This window comes from Limibacter armeniacum (assembly GCF_036880985.1).
In the GTDB taxonomy this organism is placed as follows: domain Bacteria; phylum Bacteroidota; class Bacteroidia; order Cytophagales; family Flammeovirgaceae; genus Limibacter; species Limibacter armeniacum.
Map to the genome: position 1 here is coordinate 993,040 of NZ_JBAJNO010000008.1, position 19,904 is coordinate 1,012,943.

At 40.6% G+C, this 19,904-nt stretch carries 9 protein-coding genes; 8 read left to right on the forward strand and 1 reads right to left on the reverse strand.

The genetic code is table 11. The annotated features are described in order from the left end of the window. The first annotated feature begins 2 nt into the window (after positions 1-2). From V6R21_RS09970 to V6R21_RS09985, 4 genes are all read left to right on the forward strand, one after another. A complete protein-coding gene (locus V6R21_RS09970) occupies positions 3-566 on the forward strand; it encodes a Crp/Fnr family transcriptional regulator (RefSeq protein ID WP_334243276.1) in 564 nt (187 codons plus the stop codon). A gap of 71 nt (positions 567-637) precedes the next feature. After that, the gene (locus V6R21_RS09975) at positions 638-964 is read left to right on the forward strand and encodes a DMT family transporter (RefSeq protein WP_334243277.1); all 327 of its coding nucleotides are present in this window, start codon (positions 638-640) and stop codon (positions 962-964) included. A gap of 660 nt (positions 965-1,624) precedes the next feature. Then, positions 1,625-2,125, forward strand: coding sequence for a GNAT family N-acetyltransferase (locus tag V6R21_RS09980; RefSeq protein WP_334243279.1), 501 nt, complete (start codon positions 1,625-1,627; stop codon positions 2,123-2,125). Between the two features lie 408 nt (positions 2,126-2,533). Then, a complete protein-coding gene (locus V6R21_RS09985; protein WP_334243282.1) occupies positions 2,534-3,022 on the forward strand; it encodes a hypothetical protein in 489 nt (162 codons plus the stop codon). 506 nt (positions 3,023-3,528) lie between these two features. Here the strand turns inward: V6R21_RS09985 and V6R21_RS09990 are convergent. After that, complete coding sequence (locus tag V6R21_RS09990) at positions 3,529-4,572, reverse strand: beta/gamma crystallin-related protein (protein ID WP_334243283.1); 1,044 nt, start codon at positions 4,570-4,572, stop codon at positions 3,529-3,531. A 1,234-nt stretch (positions 4,573-5,806) separates the two neighbouring features. On the opposite strand from V6R21_RS09990, the gene V6R21_RS09995 reads away from it, so the two are divergent. The 4 genes from V6R21_RS09995 (at position 5,807) to V6R21_RS10010 (ending at position 19,673) form a co-directional block, all read left to right on the forward strand. Continuing rightward, positions 5,807-6,139 (forward strand): transposase family protein, encoded by a 333-nt coding sequence (locus V6R21_RS09995; protein ID WP_334243285.1) that lies wholly within the window; start codon positions 5,807-5,809, stop codon positions 6,137-6,139. Then, the gene (locus V6R21_RS10000) at positions 6,100-6,726 is read left to right on the forward strand and encodes an HARBI1 family protein (protein ID WP_334243287.1); all 627 of its coding nucleotides are present in this window, start codon (positions 6,100-6,102) and stop codon (positions 6,724-6,726) included. Before V6R21_RS09995 ends, V6R21_RS10000 begins: the two co-directional genes overlap by 40 nt. A 453-nt stretch (positions 6,727-7,179) precedes the next feature. Continuing rightward, positions 7,180-17,142 (forward strand): LamG-like jellyroll fold domain-containing protein, encoded by a 9,963-nt coding sequence (locus V6R21_RS10005; RefSeq protein ID WP_334243288.1) that lies wholly within the window; start codon positions 7,180-7,182, stop codon positions 17,140-17,142. Further along, the gene (locus tag V6R21_RS10010; RefSeq protein WP_334243291.1) at positions 17,142-19,673 is read left to right on the forward strand and encodes a T9SS type A sorting domain-containing protein; all 2,532 of its coding nucleotides are present in this window, start codon (positions 17,142-17,144) and stop codon (positions 19,671-19,673) included. The genes V6R21_RS10005 and V6R21_RS10010 overlap by 1 nt, the downstream gene beginning before the upstream one ends. The last annotated feature ends 231 nt before the right edge of the window (positions 19,674-19,904 follow it).

The following is a 19,904-nucleotide window of genomic DNA, read 5'->3' on the forward strand; positions in this document are numbered from 1 at the left end:
TAATGACAATAGATATAATTCTTGACAACATATATTCTCTTCCTGAAGCTTCAAAACAGACACTCAGAAACCACATTGTTGAAGTTAGTTTTCCACGAGGACATATTCTGTTACGGGCTGATAGGGTTGAAAAGTCCATTTACTTTATCAGGCAAGGAATAGTCCGGGCTTATGCCAAAACCGTTGATAATGACATTACTTTTTGGTTTGGAAAAGAGGGAGATACTGTGATTTCAATGAAAAGTTATGTTTCAAACCAAAAGGGATATGAAGATATTGAACTGTTGGAAAGTTGTGAACTTTATGAATTGAAAACGAATACACTACAAAAACTTTTTGACGAAGATATACATATCGCAAATTGGGGCAGAAGACTTGCGGAGCAGGAGCTTGTAAAAACAGAAGAACGACTTATTTCCCGCCAATTCAGAACAGCAAAAGAGCGATACGTAGAACTTTTGAACCAAAATCCCTACTTAATTCAGCGAGTTCAATTAGGGCACATCGCTTCCTACCTCGGCATCACTCCAGTAAGTCTAAGTAGAATTAGGGCAGAAATAAAGTGACTTTTCATTTCTTATCATTTGTATAATTTTCTCTCAATTCCATTTCTGACCTTTGTGAAAAAATAAAGGATATGAATTGGATTATTTTAATTATCGCAGGTTTATTTGAAGTAGCTTTTGCTTTCTGTTTAGGAAAAGCAAAAGAAGCTACAGGAAATGAGATGTATGTATGGTATACAGGTTTTCTTATTACCATCACTATTAGTATGGGACTATTAATTAAGGCAACTCAAAACTTGCCACTTGGGACAGCTTATGCTGTTTGGACAGGAGTAGGAGCTGTAGGAACAGTCATAGTCGGCATAATTGTATTTAAAGAACCTGCCACTTTTCTGCGGTTACTTTTTATGGCAACCTTAGTTGGTTCAATTGTCGGCTTGAAAGTAGTATCGCACTAAAATCTATTGTAGGAAGCGTACTATTCTTAAAGACAAAAAGAAGGTAAAACCATCAGACATATTTTTGAGAAAGATCTAATAGAAATGAGGTTTTTACTTGGTTCAAACAGCGTTTTTCTGATTGGAGTAATGATTGGAATGAGCTTTTGCGATTGATGATGTTTAGTTTATTGCTAGACCTCAATATTATGTCCCCTCTAATCAATCTTGGAAATCGCAATCCAATCTGACCATAATTGGTGAGGAGTTCAATACAGTACAGGATGCGATTAGCTCATATGAAAAGGAAATGCTAGAAAGAGCTTCAGAAAGTACGACTGAAACGCTAGCGTTTGTAAGCAATATACTTTCCGAGAATAACCTGCAATTTATGTGTGATTTTTTCAATGGGGACAACGCTTAGATGGGGGGTTGTGAAATTTATTCCAGTGTCTAGTTATACTGTTTTACAAACCTTGATGCCTTTATGTAGAATATCGTATGATGTGAAGAGCAGCCCTAGTGTTGCTCTTTTTCTTTATTTTGTTAATAACAAACAGCCCAACAGGTTGTGTTGTTAACTTCCATTTATTTACTATTTGATTAGTACTATATTGAAAGGGGGAAGTTTGAATAAGTGAGGTTAGGTATAGATGATAGTTGAAATCAAAAATCTTATTAATGGACATTACATTTAGACAAATTGAAAATAAAGACATACAGATAGTCTTAGACATGTTTAAAGCAGCTGCTGAAAAAATCAATAAGATGAATGTTGACCATTGGCAGTATTGGAAAAATCCGCCACAGGAAAAGATAAAGTGGGTTGAAGAAGGTATTCAAAATAATGAATTCTTTTTTGTTGATAGAAAAAGTGGAGAAAACTTAGGTATGGTAAGAATACTGAATGAAGACTTATTGTATTGGGGTGAACAAAAAGAAAAGGCAAAGTATGTGCATTCTTTAGTTGTGAAAGAGGAGTATAATGGACTCGGGATTGGTACTAAAGTACTTCAAGAAATTGAATATAGTGCAAAATATGACGGTTGTAAATATCTAAGGTTGGATGCTGATTCTAAAAACATAAAACTCTGTAGTTATTATGAGAATTTAGGTTTTAAAAAGGTTGGTATCAAAGAGTTGCCATTATCTACTTGTAACCTATATGAAAAAAGCTTGTAGATAGAACTATGGGCCAATGCAGTTGCAATTTGGTTTTGAAGAGTTGAAAATTATGAACCAGATCAGATAAATCTTATTTTTTCTCATATTCAACTAGTTATGTGTGGTTGTGGGTTTGGCATACCCTTCTTTAAGAGGGTTTATTTTGGAAAGTTCGTTTACCTTTTTGGTGGAAATGAAAGATTATAAGCCTTTTCACTATTTAAAAGCGAAAAAATAAACTGATTACATGCAGATCTAAATGTTTGTGTATTACAACTGCTTTGAGACAGCGATTGCACTTGTCATTGTAAGTTTTCTAGGTCACGGGTTTGTGAAATTTTATGTGGCTGCTTATTTTGATAATAGCATTTATAATTAGCAGAGGTACTCTTTGTTCTAACTATCTTTTATCTAACCTAAAATATTGTGACTAACCTAAACCTATCTGACTTATCTGATATGGATAAGGTGCGTAAGACACTAAGAAACCCATTGGGTGAGGTTTATTTTACGGGGCATCCTGATGCCAATAATGGGCTGTTGTATGCAAGGTGTGTGGGGGTTGAACTGACGTCTGATGAGTTGATTGCTGCAGGCACCCTGACATTGGAACTGTTGCGTCAATACCAGCTTCAGTGTTTGTTGTTTGATTTGAGTTGTTATTTGGGAGGCTGGGAAGGAGCTTATGAATGGCAAAAGCAAGTATGGATACCGTCTATTCAAGAATTAGGCTTAAAGCGGAATGCGATTGTTATGTCCAGTAATTTTTTTGGGCAACTATCGGCTGAGCATTCATTGACCATGGAAGGTATGCATACTGAACAGTTGAAAAGCCGGTTGTTTATAAACAGGAAAGAGGCTTTGGAGTGGCTTAATGGATGTTGTAGGATTTGTAAGAAGGTAGTAGGTTTTTGAGTTGAGTTCTTCTGATAATGACCTGTATCCAGATTTTATTTGGAACTGCCACTTGAGATAAGGCCTAATGAGGCACAAAAAAAACATGCAGAAGCTCCGCATGCCTTTTCCGATTCTATATCAATCAAAAATAAAATATTGACTTCCTTAAAAGTTAAACATTTGTTTAACGCTTAGTGAAAATAGAAGTCAGGTAATGAAAACCTGACTCTATACACACATTATGGGGATAGGTGAAAACCTAACACCAACTATAACAACACAATAGGAGAATAAATGTTTGAGAAATTTATTTTTTAAGGATAGTACACTCTTTCGGAGTCTTTTGAAATGAAAGGTTGTAAAATATTTTATTTGTCTTCCACTCTTGTTATCAACATTACCAATCCCTACGATGTGTTATCTTTCAAGTAATTTTCAGAAATCATTCCTTAAAGGTCTCTATTGAAAATAGTTAGAAAGAATACCCAAAATATCCTTCCTAACCATTTCGATTGGATCACCAATTAAGAGATCGGTCTTGCGTATATCTCAGCCTCACCCTGTTGGAAATCATCTATTTCAATTGTGACCTTTTGGTAAATTTTGTCTTTGGTTCCCTTAATGACAAAGGCATATATGGCATCTACCTTGTACTTTTTAGGGGTTAGAATAATCTGAGCTTCTCCCACTGAACGAGGTGGAATAGTGATGGTAATCGTTTTTGTGAATTTACTTGTTTCACTCTTGGTCTCCTCTTCCCCAATGGTAAAGGTATTTTCCAGTGTTGTACTGATGGTCTGCGAAATTTCTGCTGAAATGGGTCCTTTTTCTATACCTACTGTTGCAGTTGTACTCACTGTAATCCCAACTAGTGTGGAATTACTCCATGATCTGGTCGTGGATTTGGTCAGTTCCTTTTCAAGTGTCAAGGATGTCTCCTGTTCGATGTCGGTCCCATTTACCGTAGAGTCAGATATTCCTATTGGATTACCATTGGGCAATACTTCCTCGTTTGTATACTCGATCCCAACTAATTCCAATTCTGGACGCAATATTTTCACGCTGGAAACCACATCATTGAATCCATATACTTTCAAGTTTGGGTATTCACCAGGCCCGAATTCTCTAGAGCTTCCCCTTAGTCTACTGTCCTTGTAAAGGACGACATTCACACCATGGGGCACTTTCAATGATGAAATACTATCATTTTTGAAGAAAGGGAAATTGTAGTCCGTACTTTCACCCGTTCCTGCCAGGTTTTGTTCAAAACCTTGATATTGGCTATGCTCATAGAAGCTCACAAGAGGGAAAAGTTTAGCATCATGTTCAAATATTTTCATGGAACTAACCTTGTCGTTCCACCCAGGGAGTGATGCATAGTCACCCTGAAAAAGTACTATATGACTTCCTCTAAAGCCTGAATCTTTATAAAGATGAACAAAGTAACCAGGTGCAATTTTTAGAGAACTCATAACATCATTCCCGATGCCAATGGTTGGGTACTCCCCTTTATCGAGTACCTTTTTTGATCCCTTGAAGTTTGTGTGTTTAAAAACTGTAACTCCCATAAATTTTGTTTTGAAATTGAAGAATGAGTAATGACAAGACCTATTTCTAAGTGTATAGAATAGCTTTGTCTTGTTACTTTAAAAAAGCCATTATTAGGTTTGAATAATTTATTGTAGAAAGTGCTGTAATTTGAATTTTAACAACTTTGACTGAAATTGCCTATGTATGAATTGTAGTCTAATGTTGATTCTTTATAATGTTAGTGCGAAAACTCATTAATTATGATATAATATATTATGAGTTGTCCGATGGAGGTATGAGATAAAAATTTGATAATTTTAAATAAACTAAGTTAATTATTCAAATTTATTTTTTAATAATATGGTTAATTATGACGAGTGTAAAGTGTATATAGTCAGTAAGTTGAATTGTGTGGTTTGTGTGTGGGTTTTTTTGAGTTAATAACCATTTGCATTTTTTGTGTAATCGTGAGTTTACTTTTTTTGATGAATTGTATTCGAAAAAGTGTGGGGGTTGGTGTTAGTTATATTGTGCTGTATTGTAATGTTGTTTATTCCAATGATGAGCTTTGTGAGTTTTAAATGACTCGTTTTTTTTAATAGGGTAGTGTAACTGAATATTCCATTGTGCCTTGCCAAATAAATTCAGTAAAACGATTTATAATACATGGTATTTGTTTATTAAGTATTGGGTTAGTGCTACCTTGAGAAAGGTAAAGGTTAAACAAACGATTGCTCTATGTTATCGTTATTTTCTGACATTTTTTGATAAAAGTAACAAATAGAAAAAGCATTTTTCCATTAAAATAAAAATATTGTATTTTCTTATTTTCATCGTTTTACTGTCTTGTAATGAAGAGAATAACACACTAGGTGTTTCTGATGAATAGTTAAATCAAATTGGGAACAAATTAGCTGAATGGGGAGACGCTAACTGTAGAATAGTTGCCATTAATGAAACATATATTTTGTGGCAATGGCCTAATGCAGGAGGTTGTAGTGATGTTTAATTCGAATTTAAGGGAAGCTTTGATCCAGATAACTTTGAAGAAAGAGCAGATTCAGTTTAGAGTAACTTACGGAAACTGATAAACAACAAATAGTACAATATCTGAAATGTCTGGGTACAGTTGAAATTATTAAAGGGGGAGTATGGACCGGAATAATGCTGAACTTAAAGAAAGATAACAAAGTATAAACGTTAGACATTATCACGATTAACAAAAAGTTGTGAATTAGGAACAAAAGAAGGCGACAAAGCACTCATTTAGTTGTGAAACCTAAATCCATAAGTGCCCGTCGCCTACAGAGTTTAACGTCCTTGACCAAGGAAGAGTTGAGAGAATTGGAAGGAATTTTCTCATATGTTTATGTTGAAGCCTTACAGCAGTATACCATGAAAGGGAGGCCTCGCAGGAAGCCTTTGAAGAAGCTGGATGATTACCGTAACAGCAGTCTCCAAGGGATAGAGACTAAACTCTTTTTTATTCTATATAGCTTGAAGGAGAATCCCACGCAAGAATCACTAGGATTGTATTTCAATATCAGTCAAAGTAAGGTAAGTGAATGGCTATATTTCCTGGAAACTGCTTACTACAAACATTAAATTATGTAGGAGAGCTACCTGCCAATGTAATGGAAGAGTTTCGAAAAAAACTTAAGCCTTACTGGAGTGAAGTATTCTTAGTGGATGGAGTAGAACGCCTCATACAGCGTCCAAAGGACTCGGAAAAGCAAAAGATGAACTACAGTGGAAAGAAGAAGAGACATACTACCAAGAACCTTGTCATCACCGACAAAGAGGGTAAGCAAGTGCTCTATCTTTCTGAGACTGTAGCAGGTAGTATTCATGATAAAAAGCTTTTTGATCAACAACAGTTTGCCTTTCCTAAAAAAGGTATCAAGCTACTGGGGGACTTAGCCTTCAAGGGCATTGATCTTGATAATGTTACATTCATTGTGCCTATCAAAAAACACAAAGGGATTGAGCTACCTGATTTTATGAAAGAGGCGAATAGAAAGCTGGCAAGTATAAGGGTTCGTGTTGAGCATGCTATCTGCGGGATTAAAAGGCTCAGAATCCTCAAGGATATTTTCAGGCTAAGAAGAGAAGGGGCATTAGATAGAGTGATGAAAATTGGAGCGGGTTTACATAACTTCAGATCTCGAAGGAGAAGACTTGTTAATACATAGATTGTTAATCGTGATAAATACTGTTTATTTTGAGTGATATATGTATGACAGTTGCTTGCAGTTAGGTATCAAACTGACTTTTTACTGCATTCAGTGTAATTTATACGATGAGTCTGTCAGGTATGAAAGTTTATTTCTATTACCAAATACACTCAAATTGTTGATTTGGAATTCAAGCAAGTTTTATGCTTCCCACTTGAAGCAACCGAACTGTAAAAGTATAGTTGTAATCGAAACCCGTTATTTAGAAAACAATTTCACTTGAAAACCGTAGCATTTTTTTGCTGCGGTTTTTTTGCTTCAAAAGAAAAGATGTCTCCCCATTGTCCACCATGGCGATTAGCTATATCCGACCTTATCTACCGATATTTGTAAGTATTTAATACTGAATACCAAAACGCTATTAATTAAAACCATTTTTCAGCTATTGATTTTTACCTTACAAATTCCTGTATGAAAAACGTGTACACATTATTAAGTAGAGGGAGTCTCGTACTCTTCTTTCTGCTATTTATCCAACAGGTTTATGCACAATCCACCCGGAATGGGGCTATTGACCTTTCACAAGAGCAAGCGGATTATGTATTGATCAATGATAAGGATTCCAATAAACCCCTTGGGATCGAAAGCTCTCCCTTTACCGTAGAGCTGTGGGTGCAACTGAAAGAGAACAGTAACAATGATATGAACTTGTTCCGGTTCTATTCTAACAACAATCAGCTTAGTTTATCCTATGATGGTGATAATAGCTTTAAGCTAGCCACTGATGGAAATGTGGGGGATGTCTATTGGACACTGGATGGATTTACGCAATCAACTACCTTTCTGGATAACTGGGTACACGTTGCCCTTACATACAATGGTTCAAGTACTGTCCGATTATATATCAATGGTAGTCAGGTATATGGTGCAAATCTTTACAAGAATGGAAGTCCAATCTCGGCACTTTATCCTAAGCCAAGTAACCATAATGGAGATGGTAACTGTCGATTTGGAGATGACGATGCCGATGGTAAAAATTCGGGTAAGTTCTATGCGGCAGAAATGCGGGTATGGAAAGTGGCAGTAAGTAGTACTAATATTAAAAAGTATTACGATGAGGAAGTCAATGGCAGCCACCCGAACTGGAGTAACCTGGTTCGTTATTACCACGGTACACACGAAAATGTGAGCAATGGTAAGGTGTCGATTCCGGACGTGACAGGCAACTATGATGCGACGGTAAATAATAACACAAGAGTAAGGGTAAAAGATTACTACCCACCAATCAAGCCACCTTCGTTTTCGGCGTTTAACCCGAATATTTCGGCTTCTACTTGTCAGTCGGACCGAATCAATGTAAGCTGGAATGATATTGAGAGCAGCAGCTATTCTTATGAGACAGGCAATAATGTTTGGTATGAAGTAGTACGCACAGACAATACTTCGAGTGTACTGTATTCCGGTACCGGCACAAGCTATACCGATACCAATGTCTCGAAGGGAGATGTGAAAAAGTACCGTTTCAGAACATTCTGGGAGATTAACGGAACCCGCTACTATTCGGATGATACCGATACTTCCAATAGTGGTAATGTAAAAATGAGTTATGATGCAGCAACGAATGTGACGGCAACTGAAAGCAATTGTGACCGAACAATCGATATCAGCTGGAGCTCTTCAGAAACTCCTCCTAAATGGACAATCCAACGAGCAACCAACTCCTCTTTTACATCCAACAAGGTAACGCTTTCAAGCAATATTAGTGGAGGAACGACTTCCTATACGGATAATACTGCCTCGATAGACAAAGATTATTACTATCGTGTGATTGCTTCTGGTACGGATGATAATGGCTGTACTGTTGCAGGTACCTATTCAGGTGTGGACAAGGGACGTACTTCTCAAGCACCTCAGGCACCGACAAATCTGGCGCTGTCTCAGGATTTGGGTAGTAAAACACTGACATTGACATGGAGTAACCCATCTGGAAATAATGCGACAGGCTATAAGATCATCCGTGAGAAGTTTGATGGAACAGATCGTGTGGAAATTGATATCAATGATATTGGTACTACTTCCTATATGGATAATTCATTGGAATTGTGTGTAACGTATCGTTATACAGTAGCGGCTACCAACTCTTGTGCGACTGATGGTGTGGAGTCAAGTACCAGTGTGACGGGTAATATCAGTCAGGACCTGACTTCCTTTATAGAGTCTGTGACGACATCCAAAGGCTATTTCTCTGATTTTGTAAGGGTAGAATGGGAACTGAACGGAACGCTGAACCAAGTGGATCGCTTCCTGATTTACAGAAGTATTGCCGGTGAGGGTACCTATTCCCTGATTAAGGTGGTGGACAACGACCTGATCTTTGAGGATGAAAGTGCGGTAGGTGGCGTGTTCTACAACTACAAGGTAGTGGGACAATCACTCTGTGAGGATATAGAGATTTATTCCAATGAAGAAAGTGACTTGGGTTTTGTGATTCCGTTTGGTGTAGCGAATGGTCATGTGGAATATGCCGGCGGTAATCCGGTAGAAGGTGTATTGGTCAACTTTGAGAAGACAAGCGGAAACACCGGGAACAGTATCTATTTTGACGGTGATGCCGATTACGTAGACGCTGGAGATGAGATAGACCTGTCAAATACTTCGTTTACGGTAGAGTTCTGGGAAAAGAGTGAGCCTTCCTCAGGCACCCGCCAGATTTTCACTTGGGGACGGGGCGATGTGAAGAACCGCAAGTTGATGATTGGATATAACAATTCTGATAAGTTCTATTTCGGTTTTTATAGCAACAACTTTGCAACAAGTGATGCTTATGAATATGATGGGGAGTGGCACCACTGGGCTTGTGTTTATGACAAGGATGATACTTCAGGCAAAAACCGCTATATCTACAGGGATGGTGAACTGGTTGCCAGTAACTATTCGAGCAGTGACCTGCTGGATGCCAGCCTCTACAGTACGGTGATCCTTGGTCATTCCAATAGTAAAGATGACAACTACTTTCAGGGATTTTTGGATGAAGTTAGGGTATGGAAAGTGGCACGCTCAGCAGAGGAGATTCAGGAAAACTATAACCGCAGTTTGAATAACAACATCACAGGCATGGTGGCTTACTGGAGATGTGATGAAGGTTTTGGTGATGCAATTTACGATGCTTCAAAAACGGGGGATACCTTCAATAAAAATGATGGCGCCTTTAATGGACAGGTTACTTTCTCTTCAGAGATTCCGACAAGTAATCAATTAGGTATCCGTGCAACAACGGATGAATTGGGTGATTATACCATTGACTATATCCCATATGCTTCTGGTGGACAGGTGTTTAGGGTGACCCCTTCTTTGGGACAACACCAGTTCCAACCTCTGTCCAGAACGCTGTATATTGGTGATGGAGCCAAGACGCACAATGGTATTGACTTTACCGACATCTCTTTCTTTACAGTGAGTGGTAAAGTCAAATATGAAAATACAGAAGTGCCAGTAGAAGATGTGACACTATTGATAGATGGCGTTGAGGCAATCGGAGATGATAATAAGGTGATCCGTACAGATGCTGAAGGTAATTATGAGATCAGTGTACCGATTGGTAAACACTATATCTCTGTCGAAAAAGACGGACACGTTTTTGCCGAGGGGTACTTCCCACAAAGAGATGACTTAGGGGCCATAGAGAAACACGAGTTTGTGGAAGACCTGACTGTGAACTTTACTGACAGTACCAAGGTGAAAGTTGCAGGTAGAGTAGTTGGAGGAACGGTACAAGGAGAGAAGACGATTGGTTTAGGGTTGTCCCTGAATAATATTGGTGTGGCAGATTTGCAATTCAAGTTGCAGAAGGAAGGCTATGATATCGATCTGTCAGATAATGAGATTTACGACCTGATCGACCTGAAAACAGACCCTTACACAGGGGAATATGAAATTGAGATGCTGCCTGAGCAGTGGATCGTGAAGAAGGTAGGAAACGACAACTATTTTATTCCTTCCGGAAATCTAAGCGTGCTGGATCTTCGCAATAGCATCTATCTGGAGACTGTGACGGATTCTGTAATGGTGGATGATGAAAAAGTGGAAGCTTCATATAGTTATCATCACCTGTTGAACTACATCATCAGAGAAGTACCGACGGTTGAAGTATACAGTTCAGACGATACGGAATTTAGTGGGGACTCGGTGTTTGTTTTCACCAACCAAGTGACACAGATGCCGGATACGTTGGTCATCGACAAGACGATGTTGAACTTCCCAATCTTCCAGATGCCGAAGATGTATGGAGTAAACATCTATGTCAATGAGGTGTATCTGAATCCAGACCACCCACTTGACCCGGTAGTAGATAAGGTGCCGGTAAAAGGGGCCGAGGTGACGATCAATGATCAGTTAATGATAAACCCTGCAGCAACAACTGGAAAAACCGATGCTAGTGGATTGCTCTACTATGAGTTCCGTGCAGGCGTACCGAATTTGTCACAGGATGGAGAGAATTCTTATACCAAGACGTTTGAGGTGAATGTGGAGACTTCCAGTCATTCTTTACAATGGGAACCAGAAGGAGGAGCTCCATTCAGAGCTTATGTATTGGGAGAGTTGCCGACAGCGGGAACGGACTTTGTTACTTTTGGACCGAGTGAAGTGGAGATGGTTTTGAGAGACCCTCCGGGTTCTAATAGTTATGCGTATATCGAAAAGGGTTCTACTTTCCAGAAACGTGAATCGTGGAACTTGTATGCCAATAGTACCTCGGCACTAGACTATACCTCACGTACCGGCTTGTTTGTAGGTACAGGTGGTGGATTGGCTGGACCAATGGTACTCTCTGAAACCTTTACGGATTCGGAATATGGGATGGAAATTGTCAAGGAATATGACTTCGAAGGAAATTATACCAAGACTTATACCTTTAAGGAGCGTATAGAGACCAGTTCTGATCCACAGGATGTGGGGTCGGATGCCGACTTGTATATTGGTGAGGCAAAAAATGCCTTCGTGACTAAGTCTCGTAACCTGAAAGTCATGCCTACTGACTATTGCGAGGATTACGGATTAGAACATTTGCCGATTGGCACGACGGGATATTCATTAGGTATCATCGATGGGTTTGTCTTCTCGGATGATCCTTCTTCTACCTTCTTTGTGTACTCTCAGTCACACATTGTCAATAACCTGATTCCGAATCTGATTGAAATCAAGGACCTGCTGTTGACGACTTCTCCGAAGTATGAATCGCATTTGGATATTACCAGTCCGTACTTTGGCCTGAGCAATAATGACAGTACCCTGAATGAGTTAAGGGATTCCGTACGATTGGCAAACCCAGGTGCTGATGTTTCCAACCTGAGTTACACCTTTACACCGGATTCTCCATCAGAAACTGATTCCGTACAGTTTATCAATACGCAGATTACCAAATGGATCAATGCCATCATCACCAATGAGTCAGAAAAGGCAACTGCGGAAACCATCCGTAACATTTCCATTGATGGTTCGTCAGGCGCCCTGACCAATGAGGTGGAGGAAACTTTCTCCAGTGAGTTCAATCAGCGAAGCAGCCGAGACATTACGTTTACTTGGAACAGTGAGTTCCAGAGCATCACGAACCTGAATGGTTTTAACCTTCATAATACATGGGATATGACCGCTCGAATTGCCACAGAGGAGGATAAGACAGTGGACAACAGCGTTCTATTTGGTTATGTAATTGATGAACGGGATGAAGGTGATTACTACAGCATTGATGTGAAGTACAACAAAGGGGTAGCGCTTATGGATCGGAGCAAGTTTACGGACTTCATTACCGACAAGGAGAGCTTCCTGGAAGAAAATGGAACATTGTTAGGAATCGCAGGAGGTGCGATAGTTGGAAAAGCTGTACTGGGTAAAGTTGCCGAAAAGGCGCTGAAAGTTTCTACGACTAGAGGAAATGCCTTGGTGGCAGCAGGTAAGTTCGGACTAGATTTTGGGTACCAGTTGTTGGAGATGAGCTTTATGGGCTATAACTCCCTTAATCTTTTTGATGATATCTCGGGGAATCAGACCTACGACATTACCGGATTTAATATCTCCAGCCCGATCTTCTCTACAAGAGGAGGACAAAGTAAATGCCCTTATGAAGGGGAGCTGTATACGTCCTTCTACCATGAAAATAATCAGGTAGTCAAGTTGAATACGGCAACCCTTAAAAGAGAAAATCCAAAACTGGATGTTACGCCTGCTATACGTGCCAATGTGCCGGAATCAGAAGTAGCCACTTATACACTGGCATTGCAAAACGAGAGTGAGTCCAACACGGACATGTGGTATGAGATCTCCATTGATGAGTCGACTAACCCTTATGGTGCCGTCTTATTGATGGATGGATTAACGGCAGAGCGTTCGTATCTGGTACCTGCTTTCCAGACGGTGAACAAGACCTTGACACTGGCGAAAGGAAGAGCGGATATCATGGATTATGATAGTATTGCTGTGGTCTTGCAATCAACCTGTCAGAATGACCCTACTAGTGACAACGTGGAAGTCATTTCCGATACCGTATTTATCTCTGCTCACTTCTTACCAGAATGTGCAACAGTGGATATTACCAATATGGATGACAACTGGGTAGTGAACTACAATAATGACAACCAGGTGCCGATCACTTTGGGAGGCTATGATATTAACTTGAGTACTTTGGAGCGTATTGACGTGCAGTACAAGAGCTTGAGTGGTTCGCCAGTTGTAATCAAGACTTACTTTAAGGATGACCAAACTGATGCCTACGATGCTTACAATGGTGAGAAGGAATACCTGAACGGAAGAGGGGATGTAAGCTTTAATTGGGATATCTCAGCCTTAACAGATCGTGTTTATCAGTTGAGAGCAAGAGCACATTGTACGGATGGATCCATTTACGAAATGGACTATATACAAGGTACGATTGACCGAGTGACACCAACTGTATTTGGAACACCGCTGCCAACAGATGGTATCTTGAATTATGGGGACAATATCGGAATCCAGTTCAACGAGGAGCTAGAGGCTGGTTTAATCAAGGACCATAATATTACCGTAAGAGCTGCCTTGAATGGAGCAGATGTTTCGCATCAGACTAGTGTGAGCTTAGATGGAGCCAATGATTATTTGCGTTCATCAGCTATTTCGTTGAACAACAAAGCGTGGACGATTGAATACTGGATGAAACGTAACTCAGGTACATCAGGGGTGATTCTGACCAAAGGCAATGGCAGTGAGCAGATACAATTGGAAATGGAAGCGGATGAAACGATGTCGCTTACATTAGGTAGCCAAACGATCACGGTAAATCCTCAGTCCTATTACTCCGATACTTATCCGGTTGACAGTTGGCACCATTGGGCGATTACCTATGATCCGTTGTCAGGTTATGCTACGGTTTACATGGATGACAAGGTCATCGAGGAAACACCTAATATCAACTTTGTGTCCTCAGATATTTCGCCATTGTATGTCGGTGCCGGAAACAATGGAACTTCCGACCATCTTCAGGCTAACCTCCATGAGATTAGAATCTGGGAAAAAGCAAGGACACTGGGAGAGCTTGTGGCCAATATGAACATTACGCTACGAGGCGCTACCCCTTACCTTTATGCTTACTGGCCAGTTAATGAAGCAGACGGAACACTGTTGACAGATATCACGGCTTCCCGTACCATGCAGATGATGGGCGGTACTTGGGATCTGGCACCGGGCAGTTATGCTTATGCCTTTAATGGAAGTAGTGAGTACCTTTCCATTGATGGTGCCAATATCGTACTGGAAGAGGAAAGTGACTTTACCATTGAGTTCTGGTGGAATGCTGCTACCCCTATGGATACTGTAACCTTCTTCTCAAGTGGCAGAGGTGATGGTGTGGAAATCTACAAAGATCCATCACTGGGATTGGCGATCAGTGGACTTTCGGATGGTACGATGGCCATCTTATCGAATGGAAACACTTACAAAGCCACCACGAAAAACTACTTTGATCAGGAGTGGCACCACTTTGCTTTCACTGTCAACCGTAAAGGAAATGCCAAAGTGTTTGTAGATGGAGAACTGCAAAGTCAGACAACCATGTCTACTATCGCGGGACTGGCAGGAAGCAAGATGTGGATCGGTGCAAGAGGCGTGGATGAAAATCCATCTTCCACTTTAATCGATCAATATTTTAACGGTAAGATCGACGAGTTCAGAATCTGGAATACGGAACGAAAACAAACACATCTCAACCTGTACAAGCATCATAAACTACAGGGAGATGAGGTAGGCTTGATCGCTTACTACCCGTTTGAAACTTATACTACTGTAATGGGAGCCACTTTGATGGAGGAATCGCTGGTTGACCAAACAGCCGCTGACAATGGTGGAAGTATGGCGATCGCTACAAGTATCAGTAGTGCATTTACAACAGAAGGAGCAGCCATACAGGATGTTCGTCCGGTACAGGATATTCCATTCAGCTATGTCGTGAATAACGATAGAATTATCATTGTTCCGGATGTGGATGCTGCTCGTATCGAGGGGCAACTGATGGAAGTTACTGTCAGCAATGTACAGGACCTTTATGGCAACCGATTATTGTCACCAGTCAGCTGGACCGTATTGGCGGAACAGAATATCCTGACTTGGGAAGAGCAGGTAATCAATCTGGAAATGCAGGAAGGAGAGGGTCTCACCTTTGAAGCTGTGATGATCAACAGCAGTAATGAAGGATACGATTATCAGCTGGACAATCTTCCGGGATGGTTATCCACAGATGATGCGTATGGAACAGTAGCGGCTAACAGCCGTAAGGTGATTACTTTCCGAATCAGTGAAGGGGTAAATGTAGGTACCTACGAGCAAGGGATTAACCTGACTACCGTACTGGGCTTTGATGAGAAACTATCTGTCAGCCTGAGGGTATTCCGTGCTACACCAGTTTGGGAGGTTGACCCAACGGACTATCAGTATACCATGAACCTAATTGGTCAGGTAACGATCAACGAGGTAATCTCTTCTGACCCTTACGATATCGTAGGTGTTTTTGTGGGAGAAGAATGCAGAGGTGTAGCGAATTTAGCATATGTAGCTCCGTTAGGTACTTATCAGGTATTCCTGAATATCTATAGTAATGAGATTCAGAATGAGGAGATGACCTTCAAGGTATGGGATGCCAGTACAGGTAATATTCATGAGGACGTTACGCCACTGATTACTTTTACAGCGAATACCATTCAAGGAACCAATGATAATCCGGTTCAGATTGTCGCTTCTAATTCAATCACTGCGAATTATCAATTGTCATCAGGGTGGACTTGGATATCCTTTAACCTGAACTCTCCATTGAACTCAAACCCGAATGCCTTATTGGCTGGTGTTGGAGCAGAAGGAGATGTCATCAAAGGACAGACTTACTATGACCAGTACAGTGAACTGACAGGTTGGGTAGGTACCTTGACCAGTTCAGGTGGTGTAACAGGTGAAGAGATGTATAAAGTAAATCTGACTTACGATACGGACTTTAGTGTTACAGGAGCACCGATGACGGCGAGCAGTATGCCAATTGCACTGGATAGTGGCTGGAATTACCTTGGATTTATTCCACAGGTATCCATGACTGTAGCGGAAGCTTTGAACGGTATCAGCCCGATAGAAGGTGATCTGATCAAGAGCCAAAATGCCTTCTCACTCTATAATCCACTATACGGATGGGTAGGGTCCTTACAGACTCTTACTCCAAGAGAAGGATATATGTTATACACAGGGAAAGAGGCTACTTTGACTTACCCAGAGAAAAGTATCTTGAGTAACAGTCGTTTGGCTAGCTTACCTTCGGTCAATTCAGCTCCTTGGGCATATAATGCACAACAGTACAAGGATAATATGTCAGTGGTGGTTCAGTTGACAGCAGAAGAAGAGTCAATCGAGGAAGGCTGGATATTGGCGGCATTTGAAGGAGCACAGTGTAGAGGTATCACCTCAGGTCAGCAAATTGGAGAAGAAACATACTTCTTCCTAACTGTAGGTGGAAACACAGCCTCATCAGCATTGCAATTCAAGGCTTATGATCCTGCCACGGGATATAGCTATGAACTAAATTCTGAGTTGAGTGCTTATACACAGAATCAACATTTGGGAGATCTGGAGTATCCAATAGAAATGCGTTTGGCAACTGAATTATCGGCGGAAGATGGGTTCCAAGTATATCCGAATCCATTTACCTCTACATTGCAATTGCTGGCGCATACAGAAGCGGAAGGAAAAGCAACGATTAAGTTGACGAGCATTACTGGTAACGTTTTGTACCAAACACAAACGGATATTAGTTCATCAGGTCAGGTGAAATGGAGTCATCCAACCCTTGGCAATAACTTGCCTACAGGAACTTACCTGTTGATGGTCATCACAGAACAAAACGTCGAAGTCCTAAAAGTAATCAAGCAATAATGAGAAGGAGCTATAATTATTTACAGTTTGTTATAGGTTGTCTATGTTGCTTGATAAGTGGACAACTGCAGGCAGCTACACCTGATTGGTCGGTAAATGCTGCAGATTACAATTATTCAATGGGAATTACAGGGAGGGTGTTGCTTAACGGCAACACCCAAACTCCCAATGATATGATTGGTGTATTTGTAAATGGAGAATGTAGAGGTGTGGCAAAGCCTATTTATATAGCCGCATTGGACCAGTACCAATATTTTCTCTTGGCTTACAGTAATCAGTTAACTGGAGAGACTCTAAGCTTTCAGTATTATCAGGCTGAGGGGGATCAGGTTATTTCATTGACCAACTCCTTGACTTTTACACTTGATGATCAGGAAGGAACAGTGTCTGATCCTTATATTCTGGCGAATGCACCGCTTGTTAAGTGGCAGGAATCTTCCTTGTCATTTACCATGGTAGCAGATTCCTTGTATACGATTGATGCACTGCTGGATAACTTTGCTGATATACAGTTAGACTACGAACTGGAAACATTTCCAGAATGGTTGGTCTTGGAGGATTCAAGTACCACTATCGAGGCAAATGAGCAAAAAAATATCGCCATCAATATCAAGGAAGGTACCAAGCCAGGCAGCTATCAGACGGAGTTGGTAGTACATTCAATTGGAGGAAGCGATACCTTGCAAGTACAGCTGACCGTGGAGGAACCTATCAGTGTGTTGACATGGGAAGAGTCAACGATAAGTTTGGAAATGCAGGAGGGTGAAGCATTCACTTTTGAGGCAACAATTCTCAATCATAGTGATGAGCAACAGGACTATGAATTGGTAGATTTGCCAGTATGGTTAACAACAACAGAGGATACAGGTTCAGTCCCTGCAAATGGAAATAAAACGATTGCGTTTGAGGCACATGAGGGCATCAATGTGGGACAGTTTGAGCAGGCTATCCGCTTAACAACTACCTCTGGCGTGGATGAGGTATTGAACGTTCAGTTGAGAGTATTGAAATCCGAGCCTGAATGGGGCGAAGAAACGATTCCAGAAGGGTATACCATGAACCTGATAGGGCAAATGACAATTAACGGAGAAGTATCCAGTGATCCTTATGATAAAGTAGGGGTATTTGCAGGAGAAGAACTTCGAGGAACGGCTAACCTAACTTATGATTCCTCTGCTGCTGCTTATTTAGTATTGTTGGAGATCTCCAATGACACAGGCACAGAAGAAGAACTACACTTTAAGGTGTGGGATGCCAGTACTGGACGCTTGCATGAAGAAGTAACACCTTCAATTACCTTTAAGGCAAGTATCACCTTGGGAACAACCACTGAACCCATTGCTATCGTAACTACAGATGAAATCACATTGGATTATGACTTTCCAGCAGGGTGGACATGGGTATCTTTTAACCTGAATGCTGAATCCAATGCCAATATCAATGACCTGTTGGTTGGAATAGGTTCGGAAGGAGATGTTATCAAGGGGCAAGATGATTATGACCAGTATAGTGAAGTAACCGGATGGATTGGAAGCCTGACGAATAATGGAGGAGTGACAGCTGATCAGATGTATAAGATCAAGTTAACCAATGCTTCCAATTTACAGGTCAAGGGTACGCCAGTGGAGGTCAACAGCACAGATATTGCTGTGGATACAGGGTGGAATTACGTAGGATTTACTCCTCAGGTATCCATGACGATTACGGAGGCGTTGGCAGGGATCACCCCTATGGAAGATGATTTACTCAAGAGTCAAGATGCTTTTTCCTTGTACCATCCGACTTACGGTTGGGTAGGAACATTACAAACGTTGCGTCCGGGAGAAGGCTATATGCTTTATACAGGAAATGAAACAACCTTTACTTATCCAGAAACAAGCACACTGAGCAACGGACGTCAAGCGAAGGTGAATCCCGAAATAACAGCTCCTTGGTCTTACCAATCTCAACAGTTCAAAGACAATATGTCTATGGTAATCCAATTAGAAGGCGAGGACATAAGTATGGATGAAAATTGGGTGATTGCCGCTTTTGTAGGGAATGAATGCCGTGGAATTGTATCAGGTCAGCAGGTTGAAGAAGGACAATATTTCTTTATGACGGTAGGTGGGGAGTCTGAAAAAGAAGTAGTACGATTTAAAGCTTATAATGCAGCATCCGACCGTACCTATATCCTAAATTCTGAGGTAATGAAGTTTACTGCTGATAAGCTCTTAGGTAATCTATCGGAACCTGTTCAAATGCGATTGGTTGGAGCGACACTTCCCGATCAGGCGGTGAAGGCATACCCAAATCCTTTTGAGTCAACTATACAGTTGTTGGTGGATACTGAAGCGGAAGGAGCTGTCAGCATAAAGTTGGTGAATATTACCGGAAGTGTATTTTATCAAGAAGAGATGCAAGCGGATGCGTCCGGACAAGCAATATGGAGTAACGAGACTTTGGGTAACCAATTACCTCCAGGTACTTATCTGTTGATGGTCACAACACAGCAGAAAACAGAAGTACTAAAGATGATTAAGAAAAAATGATGATATACAGAAAGTAAATTTAATGGGGAGTTGATCCGTTAGCAGCTTTCTGAAAAGCTTAAGAGCCTGCGAGTTATTACTTGCAGGCTCTTTGGTTTTATAGCTTTCTCTTTTATCAGGATCACTAATAGAGCTGCATCCACTATAGGCGATCATGGCACTATTGTTAAGCGGTACAGGTTGTTCATGATTGAAATTTAAGCCAATGCCATCGCCAAAACACCAATTATT